Below are 17,786 nucleotides of genomic sequence, written 5' to 3' on the forward strand. Positions count from 1 at the left end.
GCGACGCGGCGATCGCTGCAGCACTGCGCTGGCACGGCTCGCCATGGCGTTGTCGGTGCTGCTGCTCGCGGCCTGCGCCACGTTGAGCCCCCAACAGGCGGACCGCGCGTATGCGATTGCCGGCGCGGCCCGTTCGGACGCCTCCACCTGCGATACGAGCGATGCCTGCGCGCAGCCCTCGCCCCTGCACCAGCTGGCCGACCGGGCCTTGCTGGATTCGACGCCGCAACAGCCCCGCCACTACACCGTGATCCTCGACCGCGGCACCGACGCGCTGCTGGCACGCATCAACCTGATCCGCAGCGCCACGCGCAGCATCGACCTGCAAACGTACATCTACGAGGACGACGATTCCGGGCGTCTGGTGCTGGACGAACTGCTCGCTGCCGCGCGGCGCGGCGTGCACGTGCGCTTGCTGATGGACCAGCTGTCCGCGATCCAGAGCGTGCAATCCCTGGCCGCCCTCAGCGGCGCCCACCGCAATTTCCACATCAAGCTGTACAACCCGGTGCTGGGGCGGGCTCGCGTCACCTACCCGCAGTACGCGATCGCCGCCGCCTGCTGCTGGCGGCAGCTCAACCAGCGCATGCACACCAAGCTGCTGTTGATCGACGATGCGTTGGCGATCACCGGCGGGCGCAACTACCAGGACGACTATTTCGACTGGGACGCGCAGTACAACTTCCGCGATCGCGACCTGCTGGTGGCCGGGCCGGTGACCGGCGCGATGGCAGAGGACTTCCGCCGTTTCTGGGAGGACCGCCGGGCGGTGCCTCCGTCGCGGCTGGTGGACGTCGGCCGCCTGTTGCTGGCGCGCGGCGTCCCGCCGCTGGCACCCAGCGAGTTCCGCCTGCCCGAGCGGGCCGAAGCGATGCGCGAGGACGCTGCCGATGCGCTGTTGGTGTTCGAGCGCCTCGCCAGCCGCGCCCGGGAAGTCGGCAAGGTGGAGTACGTGTCCGACGGCCCCGGCAAGCACGAGGCGGATACCCCGGCGGAGTTTGCGCTGGCATCGCAGTCGCTGGGCGAGCTGATCGCCTCGGCCGACCGCGAGGTGCTGCTGCAGACGCCCTACCTGGTGCTTTCGCGCCCCGCCCAGGCCCTTTTCGAACGCCTGCACGACCGCCCCGACGCGCCGCGCGTGGTGGTGTCGACCAACTCGCTGGCCGCCACCGATGCGTTCATCGCCTACGCGCTGTCCTACAAGTACAAGCGCCGCTACCTGCGCGATTTCGGTTTCAACATCTACGAGTACAAGCCGTTTCCCGAGGACGCGCCGATCGACCTGGCGACCACGGGCGCGTTCCTGCCCGAGTTCGTCGACGCGCCCTTGCCGCCGCCTCCGAGCACCCGTCCCGACCGCAGCAGCGTGTTGCGCTCGGCGCGCTACCGCCGGCCGCTGGCGACCGAGTACGGCGCCACCCGCCACCTGCGCCGCCAGTCCAACGAGCCGGTCCCGCTGCGACGCGCCGGGGTGCGGATGGGCATGCACGCCAAGTCGCTGGTCATCGACCGCCGGATCGGCGTGGTGGGCACCCACAACTTCGATCCGCGCGGGGACAACTACAACACCGAGAGCGCCGTCGTGGTCCACGATGCCGCGTTTGCGCGCGAACTGGCGGCGAGCATCCACCGCGACATCAGTCCGGCCAACTCGTGGGTGATCGCCCCGCGCGACAAGCCGCCGGTGCTGTGGGGGCTGGAGTACTCGATCGGCAAGCTCTCCGAATGGCTGCCGGTGTTCGACCTGTGGCCGATGCGCTACGCGACCAGCTACGAGTTCGTGCCGGGTCCGGAATGCCCGCGGCCGATCCCGCCTGATCATCCCGGCTTTCGCGCCTGCCATCGTCCGGTCGGCGATTTCCCGGAAGTGAATCTCGCCCTGAAGGGCCTGCCGACCCGGCTCTTCACCGCTTTCGGTGCCGGACTGGCGCCGATTCTCTGATCCGCGCCGCGCTCCATTCCCCGCGCTGAAACCTGCAGAAGCCTGAACGATAACCGGGCCATGACTTATGGCCTATGGCGCGTTTGAACTGGTGTTATACATTACCAGCACACCAATTCACTATATCAGGAGATCGCCATGTACATCCCCTCACGCGCCCAGTCCTTTGTTTCCGCCGCCGCGGAGCCGTCCTGCAACGCCGCCGCCCGGGGGGCGGAGTGCGATCGCGCCCATGCGCTCGCCGCTGCCCACCGGCACGGTTACCCGCAGCGCCAGCCAGGCACGGGTTATGGCCACAGCAGCGGCTACGCCGGCCGCGAAAACTACAAGGGCCTGAACCGCTACGTCGAGAGCGCCGCGCCCGCCCTGTTCAGGTTCCACTGATCCCCCTATTCATATTTCTCTGAACCTGTTACAATAGCGCTTGTAAATCATTGTAATCATTAAGAAAAGGAGTCAGAAGTGAATCGTCGTCCGAGTACCGTCCAAACCGCTCCCGTGATGAGCAACCCGGTCGGGCAGGTCACCCCCGTTGCCAGTGCCCGACCGTTCGTCCAGAGCACGCAGGCCGATGCCGCCGCGCCAGCGCGCAGCGATCTCTACCGCAGCAGCTACGTGGGCAAGAGCTATCTGCGCCGCTCGCGCCGCAGCACCTCCGCCAGCCAGTCGATGTTCCGTATCAGCTGAACCGGATCACGCACCACCCGCACCAGCACTGAAGGCGCAGCCGCCCGGGGCACCAGCCGACCCCGGGACTGCGCGTGATGGCAGTGCCCGCCGGGCTCCGCTATCGTGACGGCATGACCAACATGCCTGTCGATCCGCCGGCCGGGACCCCGGATGCGGCGCATCCAGCCCCGCCCCTGTTCCGTCGCACCACGACCGTGAACCATCTCAACGCGCTCTCGCGGGGTACCGCGATCGAGGCGCTGGGCATCGTGTTCACCGAAATCGGCGACCGCCACCTGCGGGCGACGATGCCGGTCGACGCACGCACGCTGCAGCCCTACGGCCTGCTCCACGGCGGGTCCTCCGTGCTGCTGGCGGAAACGCTGGGCAGCAGCGCAGGAAACCTGTGCGTCGAGGAGGATCGTGTCTGCGTCGGGCTGGAAATCAACGCCAACCACCTGCGCGCCGTGCGCGACGGGACGGTGACCGGCACCGCCACCGCGCTGCATGTGGGCGGTCGCACCCAGGTCTGGGAAATCCGCATCGAGGACGATCGTGGCCGCCTGGCCTGCATCTCCCGCCTTACCCTGGCCGTCGTCTCGCGCTCCAGCGACTAGCAGCCCAAGCGGCGGCTGCGTCGTCGGAGGCGGCTGTCGTTGCGCCCGGCGCGTGGCGCGCGCCGCCTTCCGGTGTGAACCACGCGCTCGTCACGCCTCGCGCGCCTGCCGCGCGGCCGGTCGGCGCTGTATCGTTCGCGGTCATGAATGCGCCACAGCCTACCGTTCCCCTTCCGGCCCGCGCCTCGCCGCTGGCGCGCACCTTCCGCTACCTGTACCGGGTGCCGATGCTGTTGTGGCATCTGCTGGTCAACCTGCCGGTGGTTCTGGTGCTGATCAGCCCGCTGCTGGGTGGCATCCGGTTGGGCGATGAGCGCATGGACCACCGCATGATCCGGCTGTGGTCGGCCGGGCTGATGCGCGTGTTCGGGTTCCGCCTGCGCCGCATCGGCTCGCCGCTGCCCGGCGGCACCATGTTTGTCGCCAACCACGTCAGCTGGATCGACATCGCCGCGCTGCACAGCCAGCAGATGATGGGCATGGTGGCCAAGCGCGAGATCCGCAGCTGGCCGGTGGTGGGCTGGCTGGCCAGCCGGGCGCAGACGATCTTCCACGCCCGCGGCAGCACCGAGTCGATGGGCGGTGTGCTGCAGGAAATGCTCGCGCGGCTGCGCGATGGCCGCTCGGTGGGCGTGTTTCCCGAGGGCGGCACGCGCGGCGGAGGCGAGGTCGGCCCCTTCCATGCGCGCATCTTCCTGGCCGCGGTGGAGGCCGGCGCGCAGATCCAGCCGGTGGCGCTGCGGTACGGCGAGGGCGGCAGCGCGCAGCGCATCGTGGCCTTTGCTCCGCGCGAGCGCTTCGTCGGCAACTTCTTCCGGCTGCTCGGCGAGCCGCCGCGGGTGGCGGAGATCCACTTCCTCGAGCCGATCCTGCCCACCCAGGTCGAGGGTCGCCGTCGCATCGCCGACACGGCGCGCGGTCGTATCCTCGAGGCGATGAACAGCTGAGGGACGCGAGGTGCTGACCGCCGCCGATTTCCGCCCTCCGCGCTGGCTCCGCAACGCCCACTTGCAGACCGTGCTGGGCTCCAGCGGCATGCGTCAGTGGATGGGTGAGCACCAGCTGGAGGCGACCGGCGCGATCACCACCGCGCACCTGCTCGACGGCGGCGGCGGGGTGCGTCTGCAGGGCCTGCACAGCGCGATGCCGGGGGTGGAAGCGCGCGGTCTGGCCCTGCTGCTGCACGGCTGGGAAGGCAGCGCCGATTCGGGTTACATGCGCCTGACGGCGGCATCGCTGCTCGCCAGGGGCTTTGAGGTATTCCGGCTCAATTTCCGCGACCACGGCGGCACCCATCACCTCAATTCCGGGCTGTTCCATTCCAACCGCATCGACGAGGTGGTCCATGCGACCGCCGATCTCGCCCGCCGCTTCCCGCTGCGACCGCTGACGGTGGGCGGCTACTCGCTGGGCGGCAACTTCGCGCTGCGCCTGGCCCTGCGTGCGCCGGGCGCCGGCCTGTCGATCGCCCGCGTCGCAGTGATCTGCCCGTTGCTCGACCCGGCCCGGACCATGGACGCGATGGAGGCGGGGTTCCCGGCCTACATGCGCCATTTCGAGGGCAAGTGGCGGCGCTCGCTGCAGCGCAAGCGCGAGCTGTTCCCGCAGCAGTACGACTTCGACGACCGCGTGCTCGGCCTGCGCATGCGCCCGCTGACCCGGTGGATGGTCGAGCGCAGCACCGAATACGACTCGCTGGAAAGCTACTTCGATGGCTATTCGCTGGCCGGCGCGCGCCTCAGCCAGTTGCAGGTGTCCGCCAGCATACTCATGGCCGCCGATGATCCGGTGATCCCGGTCGAGGACTTTGCCAGCGCCCGGCTCTCGCCCTGCGTGGACCTGCAGATATCGCCCTGGGGCGGCCACTGCGGATTTCTGGAGAATGGGCGCCTGCAGGGTTTCGGCGAGCAGTGGCTCGCCCAGCGGCTCGCCGCGTGCGCCGATACAATGGCCGATTGACCGAACCCCGAGCAGCAGTCCATGTACGAACCGATCATCGACGCCCTGCGTCGCGGCGCCGCCGACGAAGCCCTCACCGCTGCGCGTGGCGCCGTTGCCGAACACGCCGAGGATCCGGCCGCACACCGCTGGCTCGCCTACGCGCTGCGCCTGGCGGGCGATCGCGAGGCGGCCCTGGAGGCCATCGACGCGGCCATCCGCCTGGCCCCGGAAAACGCCGACCTGCATCTGGACCGCGCCGGCCTGCTGTTGCAGGAGCGCAAGCTCGACGAGGCCCAGGCGGCGCTGGCGCAAAGCACCGGCCTGGATCCCAACCAGTTCCCGGCATACATAATCCAGGCGCAGCTCGCGCTGGGCCGCGGCGACCTGGAGGAGGCCCAGCGGCTGACCCGCACCGCCGCGCGCATCGCCGACCAGCACCCGCAGATCGCGGCGCTGGAAGGCAACCTGGCGCTGCGCCGGGGCGACGCCGACCAGGCGCTCGCCGGGCTGTCGGCCGCCGCCAAACTGTGGCCGGAGGAGCCCACGCTGCGCCATGCACTGGGCTTTGCGTATCTGGCCAAGGGTCATCTGGCATTCGCTGAGCAGGCTTTCCGCGGCCTGCTGGAAGCCAGTCCGGGTTCGCTGCCGCTGCGCGCGCTGGTCGCCGACCTGCTGCGCCGTCAGGGACGCCCCGGCGATGCCGCTGATGAAATCGCACCCCTGCTGACCGGCGATGACGCCGCCCCGGCGCTGCGCCGCATGGTCGCCGAACTGGAGCTGGAAGCCGGTCGTGACGCGTCCGCCCGCGATCGCCTGCTCGAACTGGTCAAGGAAAATCCCGAGGACCGCCGCAGCATCGTGGCGCTGGCGGAAGCCTGGCGCCGGCTGGGCGCGGCCGACGACGCGCGCGCGACCCTGGACGCGTTGCTGGAAACTGCGCCGGGCAACATCGACCTGTGGCGTGCGCGCCTGCTGTTCGAAGAGTTCGCGTCCCCTGAAGCGCTGGCGGTCGTCGAGCGCTGGCAGCAGCTTGACCCCGACAGCGTGCCCGCGCTGGAGGCGCGCATCACCCTGCATGACGTGGCTGGCGAGACCGGGCAGGGCGACGCCCTGGCCGCGCGCATCATCGAACTGCAGCCGGGTCATGCCAAGGCCGAGACCCGGATCTTCGACCGGCTGCTGCAGAGCGATCCGGACGCGGCCATCAGCCACGTGGAAGGCCTGCTGGCGCGCGCAACGGACGAGGCGGTTCGCAGCAACCTGCGCCAGCTGCTGGGCCGCTGCTTCGAGGCCGCCGGCCAGCCGGCCGCCGCGGTGGCCACCTGGGCCGAGCTGCACAGCGAAGTCGCGCCCCAGCGCCTGCCGCTGCTGGAGCCGAGCATCGCCCGCGATTGGCCGGCCGACGACAGTGACGAGGTCAGCCGCCACAGCGGGCTGCTGCTGTGGGGCGCGCCAGGTTCCCTGATCGAGCGCGTCGCCGGCACCCTGCACGCCGCCGGTGCGCCGTTGTTCGCCGACCGATTCGGGCCTTCGCCGCCGAACGATCTATTCCAGCGCTTTGCCACCGTCAACGCCCTGGCCAGCGGCGCCGCCGACCCTGCCGCGCTGATCGCCGAGTGGCGGGCCGCGTTCCCCTCGCGCGGGATCACGCCCGACCGGATCTGCGACTGGCTGCTGTGGTGGGACAACACCCTGGCGACGGTGCTGCGCGAACACGCGCCGGAGGCGATGCTGCTGGTTGCGCTGCGCGATCCGCGCGACATGCTGCTGGACTGGATCGCCCACGGCGCGCCCGCGCCGTTCGCGCTGGAGTCGCCCGTGGCCGGGGCGCGCTGGCTGGCGAAGGTGCTGGATCAGGTCGCCGAGCTGCACGAGCACAACCTCATCGCCCATCGCCTGCTGCGCATGGACGGGGTGGAAAACGACATGGCCGCCCTCTCCCAGATGCTGGCCAACGCGCTGGAAGTCAGCCTGCCGGCGGTGGCGCCGGGCCGCTTCGGTCCCGACCGGATGGCGGCCGGGCGCTGGCGCGATTTCGTCGAGCCGCTGGGCGATGCGTTCGCCCTGCTGACGCCGGTGGCGGTGCGCCTGGGTTACCCGCAGGACTGATCCGACCTGATCAGGCCCGCGCGGGCGCCGTCTGGCAGACTGGTCCGGTAGCCACACGGAGTCCACGCATGCGCATCCACAGCGACAGTTTCCAGCGTCGCCAGTCCCTGCCGGCGGAGTTCGCCGCCGGCCAGCCCACCGCCGACGGGTTCGGGTTTGCGCCCAACCGCAACCCGCACCTGGCCTGGGACGAGGTCCCGGACCGGACGCGCTCGTTCGTCCTGATCTGCGTCGACCCCGACGTGCCAACGGTGGCCGAGATGGTCGGCAAGGAGGGCGTATCGATCCCGGTCGACCAGCCGCGCACCGACTTCATCCACTGGGTGATGGTCGACATTCCGGCCACGGTGACCGAAATCGCCGCCGGTGCCTGCAGCGACGGCGTGGTGCCGCACGGCAAGCAGAACCCCGGCGGGCCGGAAGGCTCACGCCAGGGCGTGAACGACTACACCGGCTGGTTTGCCGACGACCCGGCCATGGCCGGCGACTGGCACGGCTACGACGGCCCGTTCCCGCCTCCCAATGACCTGCGCATGCACCGCTACTTCTTCCGCGTGTTCGCGCTGGATGTCGAGCGCCTGCCGCTGCCCGACCGCTTCACCGCCGCCGATGCACTGACCGCGATGCACGGCCATGTGCTGGCCGAGGCGGACACCTACGCGACCTACAGCCTGCATCCGGACCTGTAACCGGTTGGCTCAGCCGCCGGCCGGCAGCCACAGCAGCAGGGCGGCGCCCAGCGCGATGCGGTAGAACGCGAACGGGGCGTAGCTGTGTTGCTTGATGTAGCCCATCAGCCAGCGCACCGCGATGAATCCGGTCGCGCTGGCGGCGACGAATGCCAGCCCCAGCTCGCCCCAGGCCTCGCCGCCGGCCGCACCGCCGCTGCCCTTGAGGAAGTACTCCAGCACCGCGTAGCCGCTGGCGGCGAACATGGTCGGGATGCCGACCAGGAACACGAATTCGGTCGCCGCCGAGCGCTGCCCGGTGCCGGCCAGCATCGCCATGAAGATCGCCGCGCCCGAGCGCGAGGTACCCGGAAAGATCCCGGCCAGCACCTGCGCCAGACCGACCAGGATCGCCACCGTCCAGGTGACCCGCGTGGACGGCGGACGACCGGCGGCGATGCGCTCGGCGAAGAGGATCCAGACGCCGCCCAGGATCAGGGCGATGGCCACCGGCGAGACGGTTTCCGGCAACTCCCAGCCCAGCAGCCGCACCGGCAGGCCGACCAGCGCAGTGACCAGGAAGGCGGCGCCGATCTTGGCCAGGTACAGCCGGTTCTCGCGCTCACGCAGGCCGGTCGCCAGGGACCACAGCCGCTCGCGGAAGACCAGCGTGATCGCCAGGATCGCACCCGCCTGGATGACGATGTTGAACAGGTCCGAGCGCGCACCCAGCCAGTGCTGGGCGATCAGCAGGTGACCGGTGCTGGAGACCGGCAGGAATTCGGTCAGGCCTTCGAGGATGCCGAGCAGCAGCGCGGCGAGGGTATCGGACATGGAAACCACCGGAAACGGAGCGGGTGCACCGCCGGTGGCGCCCACGAGGGGGCACAGGATAGCGGCAACCGCCGCCTTTGGCCCCCGGGCGCGCAAAAAAATGCCATCGGCCGCCCGGTCATCGAATAAAATCTGCCCTTGCTACTGTAGTCGCCTCCCACCTCCAGGAACCCCGCATGTCCATCGAGAACGTCGAGAAACTGGTCCAGCAGCACAAGGTCGAGTTTGTCGATCTGCGTTTCACCGACATGCGTGGCGTCCAGCACCACGTCACCTTCCCCGGGTCGATCATCGACGAGGCGCTGTTCGAGGACGGCCGGATGTTCGACGGTTCCTCCATCGGCGGCTGGAAGGGCGTGCACGATTCGGACATGGTGTTGCTGCCCGATCCGTCCACCGCGTTCCTGGACCCGTTCACGGCCGATCCGACCCTGGTGCTGACCTGCGACATCCTCGATCCGGCGACCATGCAGGCCTACAACCGCGACCCGCGCGGCATCGCCAAGCGCGCCGAGGCGTTCCTGAAATCCAGCGGCATCGCCGACCAGGCGTTCTTTGGCCCGGAGCCGGAGTTCTTCATCTTCGACAGCGTCCGCTACGCCAACGAGATGGGCCACACCTTCTTCCACGTCGACTCCGAAGAGGCGGCCTGGAACTCGGGCAAGGAGTACCCCGGCGGCAACAGCGGCTACCGGCCCGGCGTGAAGGGCGGCTATTTCCCGGTCGCGCCGCTGGACTCGCTGCACGACATCCGCGCGCAGATGTGCAAGACGCTGCAGGCGGTCGGCATCGAGGTCGAGGTCCACCACCGCGAGGTCGCCACCGCCGGCCAGTCGGAGATCGGCACCCGTTTCAACTCGCTGACCAAGAAGGCCGACGAGCTGCAGACGATGAAGTACGTCATCAAGAACGTCGCCCACCGCCACGGCAAGACCGCGACCTTCATGCCCAAGCCGCTGGTCGGGGACAACGGCAGCGGCATGCACGTGCACCAGAGCCTGGCCAAGGCCGGGGTCAACCTGTTCTCCGGCGAGGGGTACGGCGGCCTGAGCCAGATGGCGCTGTGGTACATCGGCGGCATCTTCAGGCACGCGCGCGCGGTCAATGCCTTCGCCAACGCCACCACCAACTCCTACAAGCGGCTGGTGCCCGGCTTCGAGGCGCCGGTGATGCTGGCCTACTCGGCCTCCAATCGCTCCGCCAGCTGCCGCATCCCCTACGTGGCCAACCCCAAGGCGCGCCGGGTCGAGATGCGCTTCCCCGATCCGATGAACTCGGGCTACCTGATCTTCGCCGCGCTGATGATGGCCGGACTGGACGGGATCAAGCACCAGATCGACCCGGGCCCGCCCAGCGACAAGGACCTCTACGACCTGCCGCCGGAGGAGGAGAAGAACATCCCGACGGTGTGCCACAGCCTGGACCAGGCGCTGGAGGCGCTGGACGGGGACCGTGACTTCCTGAAAGCCGGCGGCGTGTTCAGCGACGACTTCATCGACGCCTACATCCGGCTGAAGATGAAGGAGGTCACCGCGTTCCGCGCCGCGACCCATCCGCTGGAATACCAGATGTATTACGCGATCTGATGGAGCCAGGCGCCGGCCGGGATTTCCGGCCGACGCGGCTGCGATAGATCAGGTCCGCCGGCGCAATAGCGCCGGTAGCGGGGCCGCAGGGCGGTCAGCCGGCGCGTTGGGTGACCGTCAACGTACCGGGCAGGGCGACGCCCTTGCGGTCGCCGATGCTGCCGTCGGCCGCATCGGAGATGTTGAACAGCCGATAGGCGCTCTGGTAGTCGTCACCGCCCAGGTTGCGGGCCAGGGCGATCGCGAAATCCCAGGTCTTGATCGTGTTGCCGTCGTAGTCCTTGATCAGGGCATTCAGCTTGAAGTCCATCCCATCGGAGGCTTCCAGCGCCTTCTCCGCGTGCCCCAGCAGCTGCGCCATCTCCGCTTCGGTGTAGCTCACGCTGACCGTGTCGCCATCCTTGACCGGGCCGGAATCCGCATGTTCGATGCCGCCGCCCTGGGCGACATTGAGGAAGGTGGCCACGCTGTCATCGGCCGCGTAGGTAAAGGTGTAGCGCCGGTCGGCCATGATCTCCGAGCCGTCGGCCCGGAAGCTCTGGGTGAGCGACAGCGGCACGTTGTCGCCGTAACGCAGATCCCAGGTCGCCGACGCGGAGCCGTCCGCGCGGGTGGTCAGCACGCTGTTGCCGGTGTTCCCGGCGCTGTTGAACGACGCCTTCAGCGGGCCCAGTTCCAGCTTGAGCTGGCTCTGCGAGGAGTAGTCGAGCTTCTGGATTGTCGCGACCTCCGACACCCCGTTGCCGTTGGCGGTCGGCATCGTGCCGGTGGCCACATAGTCGTTGAAGGCCGCGCGACCGTCGGCGCTGGACAGGTTGAACTCGGCGGTCTTCAGCGTGGCGGCCTCAAGCTTGTCGTTGCGGCCGAGCATCGCGCTGGCCACCGGGAAGTCCACGCCTACGCCGTTGTAGGCTTCGATCGCCTCGGTCGGGCCACCGGTGACGCGGACCTGGTCGGTACCGATCTTCTCGACCAGCAGGCTGGCGCCTTCAAAGTTGGTGATCTTCGATTCGGTGGCGATATGGCGGAAGGCCGCCTTGAACTCGGTGCCGCTGTACTGCGAGCCGTCGAGCTTGATCACGGTGCCGGTGGGCATGGAATCGGGGTCAAATGGATTGACCGTTTTCAGGTCGGTCCTGGCCGCGATCTGCTCGGGCATCGACACTTCGAACGAACCCTTGATGCCCTCGGTCCTGCCGACCTCCAGTCCGGCCTGCTTGGAGTCCACGCCGGCGTTGAGTGTTACCGACAGGTCAGCCGAGCTGCGGTAGGTGGTCACGCCGTTGTCGGTCTTCTTGCCGGAAGTGACCGTTGTCTGGGCATCGATGCCGAACGACACGCCGTAACCCTTGGCGTTCTTCAGTCCCTGGCTGAAACCGCCGCCGCCGCTGACGCTGACCGTGCCCTTCTCGCTGTCAAAGCCGATGCTGCCGTTGGCGGAGGTGTTGGTGGTGCTGGCGGTTCCGTTGCTGTCGGTGGTCGTGGTCTTGTCGCTCTTGCTGCCGCTGGCCGTCGCACCGCTGTCGTCGACCTTGACGCCCGTTTTGCTGGTCGAGGTCGTGCCGTTCGCTGTGTCGCCGGTGCGGACGGTGCTCTCGGGCTTGACCTCCAGCGATCCGCTACCGCCGGCGTCCGTGGCCGGAGCAGCTTCGGGCAGGTTGATGCGGGCGCCCGGATACAGCACGTCGGGGTTGAGGACCTGCGGGTTGGCGGCGAGCAGCTTCTGCGCGCTGACGCCCTCGGCCTTGGCGATGGTGGCGATCGAGTCGCCATGCTTGACCACGTGTTGCCGCGGCGGCGGCGGGGGTGGGGGCGCGAAACGCTCGCGGACACCGTCAATGCGGGGGATGCTCATGGCCAACTCCGTCAGTTTTCTGAGTCGAACATAGAGCGCGCGGCGAGTGCCGACAGCTGGGGTTGGCCCTAGAGGACGGTGAATCGACCGTGTGCGGTTCAGCCAGCCAGCCGGCGCCGACCGCGGCGGATCGCCTCAGCCAACGGTGGGAAGCAGCAGCTCGGCCGAGCCGGCACGGTGGGTCGCGCCGACCGCGTCGACCACCCCGGCGCAAGCGCGACGGGTGGCGTCCAGCAGTGGTGCTCCGGCGAGAAGTTCCACGTTGAGCACCGCGCTGAACAGGTCGCCGGTGCCTTTGGGCGCGGCGTCGACGCGCTCGTGTTCGACGACCTGGGCGTCGTCGCGGCTGACCACCGCCACCCGCATGCGCCCGTCCGCCCACGAAGCCGGCGCCGCGCTGGTCACCGCCACCCACTGCGTGTGGCCGACCAGCAATGTGCGCGCGGCTTCGATCGCGCCCTCGATGGTGTCGGTGGGCCGGCCGCTGAGCCGCTCCAGCTCGAAGCCGTTGGGGGTCAGTCCGTGTGCCATCGGCAACAGCGCCTTCTGATACACCGGCAGCATTGCCGGGTCGACATAAACGCCGGTGTCGTGGTCGCCGATCACCGGGTCGATCTGCACGTGCAGGCGGGGGTGGCGCTCATGCATGCGGCCGATCCAGTCCGCCAGTGCCTGCGCCTGCGCAGGGCCGCCCAGGTAGCCCACCAGGATCGAGCGCAGCGAGGCCAATGCACCGCGCGCGTCGAGGTCCTCCAGATAGCCGCTGAACCAGTCGATCGGGACCGCACCGCCGTGCAGGCTCGGGTAATGCGGCGTGTTGCTCAGCAGGACGGTGGGCACCGCGGCGACACTCAGGCCGGCCGCCTGCAGCGTCGGCACCGCGACGTTGTTGCCGACCCGGCCGTAGACGACCTGCGACTGCACCGACACCACGTCGATCGCCAGCGGCGCCAGCAGGGTGGATGCCAGCACGTCCGGCGGCGCCGTTTCGCTCACGCGCCCGAATCCGTGGGCCAGTAGTGACTGTCAGGCAGGGCACGCGCGCCGAAAATCGCCTGGCCGACGCGGACCACGGTCGCGCCTTCCTCGATCGCCATCTCGAAGTCGCCCGACATGCCCATCGACAGCTCGTCCATGCCGATGCCGTCGGGCGCATCCTGGCGCAGGCGGTCGCGCAGTTCGCGCAGCAGGACAAAGCAGGCACGCACCCGCTCCGCATCCGGCGACAGCGCCGCCAGCGTCATCAGGCCGCGCACGCGCAGCGCGCTGAAGGCCGGCAATTCGCGCACGAACGCGGCCACGTCCTGCGGCGCCAGGCCGTACTTGCTCGCCTCGCCCGAGGAGTTCACCTGCACGAAGACGTCCAGCGAGCGACCTTCCTCCTGCAAACGGCGGTCCAGCGTCCGCGCCAGGCGCAGGCTGTCGAGGGCCTGGAACTCGCTGGCGAAGCTCGCCACCAGCTTGGCCTTGTTGGTCTGCAGGTGGCCGATCACCGACCAGCGCAGGTCGGTGAGGTCAGCCATGGCCTGCCACTTGGCGTGCGCCTCCTGGACCTTGTTCTCGCCCAGGAACGTGCAGCCGGCCGCATGCACCATGCGGATGCGCGCCTCATCGATGGTCTTGCTGACCGGCAACAGCCGCACCCCGGCCGGATCGCGGTCGACGCGCTGGCAAGCCGCCTGGATGCGTGCCCGCACGGCGTCCAGGTTGTGCCGGAATTCGGCCAGGGTGGTGGCCGACGGATAGCGGGCGGCGGCGGACGGGTCGGACGTATCCAATGGGCGATTCTCGAAAGGTCAGGACGCGACGGTGGCGCGGGGGGGCGGAGCTCCATCATTGCGGGTCCGCGGACCCGGAAACCGATGTCCCACGCCAATGGATTGTAGCGCCGGCCGCTTTGGGTACGTCCGCGCCCGGCCCGCGCTCTTTCACCGCGCTGCGACCGGCGGCACGATAGATTCCGCGTGCGATTGCCCACCAAGGAGAGTTCCGATGAAAACCACCGTATTGGCAGGCGCGACTGTGTTGGCGCTCGGTCTGGCCGCCTGCAGCAGCTCGCCCGAACGGACCACCACGACGAGGGCGTCCGCCGCGCCCACCGCAAAAATGGCCACCGCGTCCACCGTCCAGAGCGCGCACGTCAACCTGGCCGGCGCATCCGGCAGCCTGGTCAGCGGTCGCCTGAGCGTGAGCCCGATGGGCGATGGCATCCACTTCACCGGCGAGATCGGCGGCCTGAAGCCCAACAGCACGCACGCCATCCACATCCACGAAAAGGGCGATTGCAGTGCGGCCGACGCCAGCAGCGCGGGCGGCCACTTCAATCCTGCCGGGGTCATGCACGGCCGCGTCAGCACGCCACCGCATCATGCCGGTGACATGGACAACATCGTGGCCGATGCCAAGGGCGTGGCGAAGGTGGATGCGCATGCCAGCGGCCCGGTCCTGGGCGGCGGTGCGGCCAACGACGCCATTGGACGGGCGGTGATCGTGCACGCTGCCGCGGATGACTACACCAGCCAACCCGCCGGCAATGCCGGCGCGCGCGTGGCCTGCGGCGTCATTACCGCCGGCTGAGGCGTGACGACCATATCGCTGGGTGCGATGCTGGCTGGATGCAAGTAGACATCCGTGACGCAATGCCGGGCGACGCCGAACTGCTGGCGCAATGGGCGGCGGCGATGGCGTTGGAGACCGAGTCCAAGGTGCTCGCCCCCGCCACGATCCTCGCGGGGGTCAGCGCCGGGCTCCTGGATCCCGCACGCGCACGCTACTTCGTCGCCATCGCCAGCGCAGGGATGGGTGGGGGAGAAGTCGTGCGCGTGCCGGTCGGCACGCTGATGCTGACCCGGGAGTGGAGCGACTGGCGCAACGGCGACTGGTGGTGGATCCAGAGCGTGTACGTCGATCCGGGCTACCGGCGCCGCGGCGTGCTGTCCGCGCTGTACCGGCACGTCGAGGACCTGGCGCGGCAAACCGAAGGCGTGATCGGCCTGCGGCTGTATGTCGAGCGCGACAATGCCGTCGCCCAGCGCACCTACGCAGCGCTGGGCATGGCCGACGCCGGGTATCGGATCTATGAAGCGGGTTTTGGCGACTGATCAGGCCAGCGCGGCGCGGCAATCATCACCCAGGTCGCAGTGGATGAACTGCACGGCAATACCGTGTGCACCCAGCACTGCCGCAATCTGGCGCTGGCGACCCTGGAAAAACTGGAACAGGCGCTGCTGGCGCTCGCGTTGGCCATCCTCGGCCGTCGCGATGCCGTGGTCGTAGTGATGCTCCCAGCTCGCCGGTGACATCAGCGCGATCCGCGCCTCGCCATTGACGTAATGCACAAGTGGCTCGGGCGCCGCGTCCAGCCAGGCAGACTCCCCGGGGTGCAGCAAAGCGGTTTCCAGCAGCGGCCACAGGGGCGCCAGGCCGGCGTGTTCGTACTGGATCGAGGTCATCGCCGCCAGGTCGTGCACGGTCATGAAGCGCGCATGCTCGACCTGCAGGCCGAAGGCGGCCTGGGCGGCCAGCGCGGTGTCCGCCGCGGCCATGCCGACCTCGATGAGGTCGCGCTCAAACGCATCGCCCACACGCGCCACCACGTCCTCGGCGCCTTTCAGCACGAACGGCACCAGCCGCAACGGGCCGCCTAGGTAATCAGGTGACGGCGCCAACGTGCCCGGCAGCACCGAGCCACTGGCACCGAAGGCGATGATCCGGCCGCTGTCGCGCTCCAGGCCGCCGCGGGGCGCGCGGGCGGCCAGCTCGTCCAGCTCCCGGTGCAGCGGCCAGCCCGGCCGCAACAACTCGACCGGGTCGTAGTGGGCACCGACGGTAATCAGCTCCAGCCGTGCCGCCTCCGGCGCAAAATCCGCCAGGTCGCGGGCGATCAACTGGGCCAGCGCACCGACTTCGGCCTGCGCCAGGCGGTCGCGATCGACCGGGGCGTCGCCGACCACTTCGATGGCGAACGCGCCCAGCACGCTCAGCGGAGCAGCGTCGCGGGCGGAGACGGGGTCGGAATTGCTGGCTGGGCTCATCGGGTGTCCGGGCGGGGTCTGCGTGTGGGCCGGTCGTCGGATCGGCGTGGATACGCCGGCGTTTGGTCGCGCGCGAGGGCGGCGTTACACTGCGGACATTATGCCCGCAAGTGACCGCGGGCCCTGCAATCCCCGCGCTGGCTGGACCGCGCCGGGGCTCCAACGAGGTGACCACCGATGCGCCAAACCCGTCCCGTTGCCGTGCTCGGCGGCGTCCGGATTCCCTTCTGCCGCCAGAACACCGCCTATGCGGATGTCGGCAACCTGGGCATGTCGGTGCGCACCCTCGGCGCGCTGGTCGAGAAGTACGGGCTGCACGGCCAGCAACTGGGCGAGGTGGCGATGGGTGCGGTGATCAAGCACTCCAGCGACTGGAACCTGGGGCGCGAGTCCGCGCTGTCCTCCGGCCTCTCGCCGTTGACCCCGGGATTCACCCTGCAGCGCGCCTGCGGCACTTCGCTGGACACGATTGTCGCCGTGGCCAACAAGATCGCGGTGGGCCAGATCGAGGCCGGCATCGGCGGTGGCTCCGACACCACCTCGGACGTGCCGATCGTGTATGGAAGCCAGCTCCGCCGCCGCCTGCTCGCGGCCGCTGCGGCGCGCGACACCAAGGGCAAGCTGGCCGCGTTCAAGGGCTTCTCGCTGCGCGAGCTCAAGCCCGATTTCCCCGGCGTCGCCGAGCCGCGCACCGGCAAGTCGATGGGCGAGCACTGCGAGGAGATGGCCAAGGAGTGGAACATCTCGCGCGATTCGCAGGACGAGTGGGCGCTTTCCTCGCACCAGAAGCTGGCCGCCGCCTACGAGCGCGGGTTCTTCGATGACCTGGTGGTGAGCTTCCGCGGCGTCTCGCGCGACAACAACCTGCGCGCCGACAGTTCGCTGGAAAAGCTGGCAACGCTGAAGCCGGCGTTCGACCGCACCACCGGTCGCGGCACGCTCACCGCCGGCAATTCAACTCCGCTCACCGATGGGGCCGCCGCCTGCCTGCTGGCCTCGCCGGAGTGGGCTGCCGCGCACGGTCACGAGCCGCTGTGCCACCTGATCGACTCGCAGGTCGCGGCGGTCGATTTCACCCACGGTGAGGGGCTGCTGATGGCGCCGACCATCGCCGTGCCCGAGATGCTCGCCCGCCAGGGCCTGAGCCTGCAGGACTTCGACTTCTACGAGATCCACGAGGCGTTCGCCGCCCAGGTGCTGTGCACCCTGCGCGCTTGGGAAAGCGAGGAGTACTGCAGGAATCGCCTCGGCCTGGATGCGCCCTTGGGCCGGATCGACCCGGCGAAGATCAACCCCAATGGTTCCTCGCTGGCGACCGGCCATCCGTTTGCGGCGACCGGCGCGCGGATCGTCGCCACCGCGGCCAAGGAGCTGGCGCAACGCGGCGGAGGCCGCTGCCTGGTATCGATCTGCACCGCCGGCGGCATGGGCGTGGTGGCGATCCTGGAGCGCTGAGGCGCCACGCCCGGCGGGCGCATCACCCGCGGACTGACGCTGGACGCCTCAACCCGAAGCGTCCGGCGTCGCGCGG

17 protein-coding genes are annotated in these 17,786 nt (G+C 69.3%); 12 read left to right on the top strand and 5 right to left on the bottom strand.

Annotated features, from left to right (window positions below):
- Positions 1-43 precede the first annotated feature (43 nt).
- From INQ40_RS00360 to INQ40_RS00395, 8 genes are all read left to right on the top strand, one after another.
- A complete protein-coding gene (locus INQ40_RS00360) occupies positions 44-1,942 on the top strand; it encodes a phospholipase D family protein (protein WP_194342322.1) in 1,899 nt (632 codons plus the stop codon).
- Between the two features lie 138 nt (positions 1,943-2,080).
- Positions 2,081-2,326 (top strand): hypothetical protein, encoded by a 246-nt coding sequence (locus INQ40_RS00365; protein WP_194340828.1) that lies wholly within the window; start codon positions 2,081-2,083, stop codon positions 2,324-2,326.
- 78 nt (positions 2,327-2,404) lie between these two features.
- Positions 2,405-2,629: a hypothetical protein gene (locus tag INQ40_RS00370; RefSeq protein WP_228482051.1), complete on the top strand. Its 225-nt coding sequence runs from the start codon at positions 2,405-2,407 to the stop codon at positions 2,627-2,629.
- A gap of 122 nt (positions 2,630-2,751) precedes the next feature.
- A complete protein-coding gene (locus tag INQ40_RS00375; protein ID WP_194342323.1) occupies positions 2,752-3,228 on the top strand; it encodes a hotdog fold thioesterase in 477 nt (158 codons plus the stop codon).
- Positions 3,229-3,371: 143 nt separating this feature from the next.
- Positions 3,372-4,175, top strand: coding sequence for a lysophospholipid acyltransferase family protein (locus INQ40_RS00380; protein ID WP_194340830.1), 804 nt, complete (start codon positions 3,372-3,374; stop codon positions 4,173-4,175).
- A 13-nt stretch (positions 4,176-4,188) separates the two neighbouring features.
- Positions 4,189-5,187, top strand: coding sequence for an alpha/beta fold hydrolase (locus tag INQ40_RS00385; RefSeq protein ID WP_194342324.1), 999 nt, complete (start codon positions 4,189-4,191; stop codon positions 5,185-5,187).
- A 21-nt stretch (positions 5,188-5,208) separates the two neighbouring features.
- The gene (locus tag INQ40_RS00390; protein WP_194340832.1) at positions 5,209-7,278 is read left to right on the top strand and encodes a tetratricopeptide repeat protein; all 2,070 of its coding nucleotides are present in this window, start codon (positions 5,209-5,211) and stop codon (positions 7,276-7,278) included.
- 68 nt (positions 7,279-7,346) lie between these two features.
- On the top strand, positions 7,347-7,967 hold the full coding sequence (locus INQ40_RS00395) for a YbhB/YbcL family Raf kinase inhibitor-like protein (protein ID WP_194340834.1): 621 nt from the start codon (positions 7,347-7,349) through the stop codon (positions 7,965-7,967).
- Between the two features lie 9 nt (positions 7,968-7,976).
- Here INQ40_RS00395 and INQ40_RS00400 read toward each other — a convergent pair whose 3' ends face one another.
- Complete coding sequence (locus INQ40_RS00400; RefSeq protein WP_193985264.1) at positions 7,977-8,780, bottom strand: undecaprenyl-diphosphate phosphatase; 804 nt, start codon at positions 8,778-8,780, stop codon at positions 7,977-7,979.
- 176 nt (positions 8,781-8,956) lie between these two features.
- Here INQ40_RS00400 and glnA point away from each other — a divergent pair, with 176 nt between their 5' ends.
- Positions 8,957-10,366 carry a type I glutamate--ammonia ligase gene (glnA, locus tag INQ40_RS00405; RefSeq protein ID WP_194340836.1) on the top strand — a complete coding sequence of 470 codons (1,410 nt, stop codon included), beginning with the start codon at positions 8,957-8,959 and terminating at the stop codon, positions 10,364-10,366.
- A 94-nt stretch (positions 10,367-10,460) separates the two neighbouring features.
- Here glnA and INQ40_RS00410 read toward each other — a convergent pair whose 3' ends face one another.
- The 3 genes from INQ40_RS00410 to INQ40_RS00420 form a co-directional block, all read right to left on the bottom strand.
- On the bottom strand, positions 10,461-12,221 hold the full coding sequence (locus INQ40_RS00410; RefSeq protein ID WP_194340838.1) for a LysM peptidoglycan-binding domain-containing protein: 1,761 nt from the start codon (positions 12,219-12,221) through the stop codon (positions 10,461-10,463).
- A 135-nt stretch (positions 12,222-12,356) separates the two neighbouring features.
- A complete protein-coding gene (pdxK, locus tag INQ40_RS00415) occupies positions 12,357-13,217 on the bottom strand; it encodes a pyridoxine/pyridoxal/pyridoxamine kinase (RefSeq protein WP_228482052.1) in 861 nt (286 codons plus the stop codon).
- Entirely contained in the window at positions 13,214-13,999 is a 786-nt protein-coding gene (locus INQ40_RS00420) for a YggS family pyridoxal phosphate-dependent enzyme (protein WP_194340840.1), read from the bottom strand. Before INQ40_RS00420 ends, pdxK begins: the two co-directional genes overlap by 4 nt.
- A 214-nt stretch (positions 14,000-14,213) precedes the next feature.
- On the opposite strand from INQ40_RS00420, the gene INQ40_RS00425 reads away from it, so the two are divergent.
- Both INQ40_RS00425 and INQ40_RS00430 read left to right on the top strand, forming a co-directional pair.
- Positions 14,214-14,798: a superoxide dismutase family protein gene (locus INQ40_RS00425; RefSeq protein ID WP_194340842.1), complete on the top strand. Its 585-nt coding sequence runs from the start codon at positions 14,214-14,216 to the stop codon at positions 14,796-14,798.
- Positions 14,799-14,836: 38 nt separating this feature from the next.
- A complete protein-coding gene (locus tag INQ40_RS00430; RefSeq protein ID WP_194340843.1) occupies positions 14,837-15,322 on the top strand; it encodes a GNAT family N-acetyltransferase in 486 nt (161 codons plus the stop codon).
- On the opposite strand, the gene INQ40_RS00435 is transcribed toward INQ40_RS00430, so the two are convergent.
- Complete coding sequence (locus INQ40_RS00435; protein ID WP_194340845.1) at positions 15,323-16,255, bottom strand: hypothetical protein; 933 nt, start codon at positions 16,253-16,255, stop codon at positions 15,323-15,325.
- A 177-nt stretch (positions 16,256-16,432) separates the two neighbouring features.
- Between INQ40_RS00435 and INQ40_RS00440 the strand changes: the two genes are divergently transcribed.
- Positions 16,433-17,710, top strand: a complete 1,278-nt coding sequence (locus INQ40_RS00440; RefSeq protein WP_194340847.1) for an acetyl-CoA C-acetyltransferase — start codon at positions 16,433-16,435, stop codon at positions 17,708-17,710.
- Positions 17,711-17,786 lie beyond the last annotated feature (76 nt).

The sequence above is a fragment of the Lysobacter sp. H21R4 genome (assembly GCF_015277535.1).
Lineage (GTDB): Bacteria > Pseudomonadota > Gammaproteobacteria > Xanthomonadales > Xanthomonadaceae > Novilysobacter > Novilysobacter ciconiae.

Coding starts and splice junctions, on each gene's coding strand:
- INQ40_RS00360 (WP_194342322.1), top strand. CDS start 44: ATGGCGTTGTCGGTGCTGCTGCTCGCGGCCTGCGCCACGTTGAGCCCC.
- INQ40_RS00365 (WP_194340828.1), top strand. CDS start 2,081: ATGTACATCCCCTCACGCGCCCAGTCCTTTGTTTCCGCCGCCGCGGAG.
- INQ40_RS00375 (WP_194342323.1), top strand. CDS start 2,752: ATGCCTGTCGATCCGCCGGCCGGGACCCCGGATGCGGCGCATCCAGCC.
- INQ40_RS00380 (WP_194340830.1), top strand. CDS start 3,372: ATGAATGCGCCACAGCCTACCGTTCCCCTTCCGGCCCGCGCCTCGCCG.
- INQ40_RS00390 (WP_194340832.1), top strand. CDS start 5,209: ATGTACGAACCGATCATCGACGCCCTGCGTCGCGGCGCCGCCGACGAA.
- INQ40_RS00395 (WP_194340834.1), top strand. CDS start 7,347: ATGCGCATCCACAGCGACAGTTTCCAGCGTCGCCAGTCCCTGCCGGCG.
- INQ40_RS00400 (WP_193985264.1), bottom strand. CDS start 8,780: ATGTCCGATACCCTCGCCGCGCTGCTGCTCGGCATCCTCGAAGGCCTG.
- glnA (WP_194340836.1), top strand. CDS start 8,957: ATGTCCATCGAGAACGTCGAGAAACTGGTCCAGCAGCACAAGGTCGAG.
- INQ40_RS00410 (WP_194340838.1), bottom strand. CDS start 12,221: ATGAGCATCCCCCGCATTGACGGTGTCCGCGAGCGTTTCGCGCCCCCA.
- INQ40_RS00425 (WP_194340842.1), top strand. CDS start 14,214: ATGAAAACCACCGTATTGGCAGGCGCGACTGTGTTGGCGCTCGGTCTG.
- INQ40_RS00430 (WP_194340843.1), top strand. CDS start 14,837: ATGCAAGTAGACATCCGTGACGCAATGCCGGGCGACGCCGAACTGCTG.
- INQ40_RS00435 (WP_194340845.1), bottom strand. CDS start 16,255: ATGAGCCCAGCCAGCAATTCCGACCCCGTCTCCGCCCGCGACGCTGCT.
- INQ40_RS00440 (WP_194340847.1), top strand. CDS start 16,433: ATGCGCCAAACCCGTCCCGTTGCCGTGCTCGGCGGCGTCCGGATTCCC.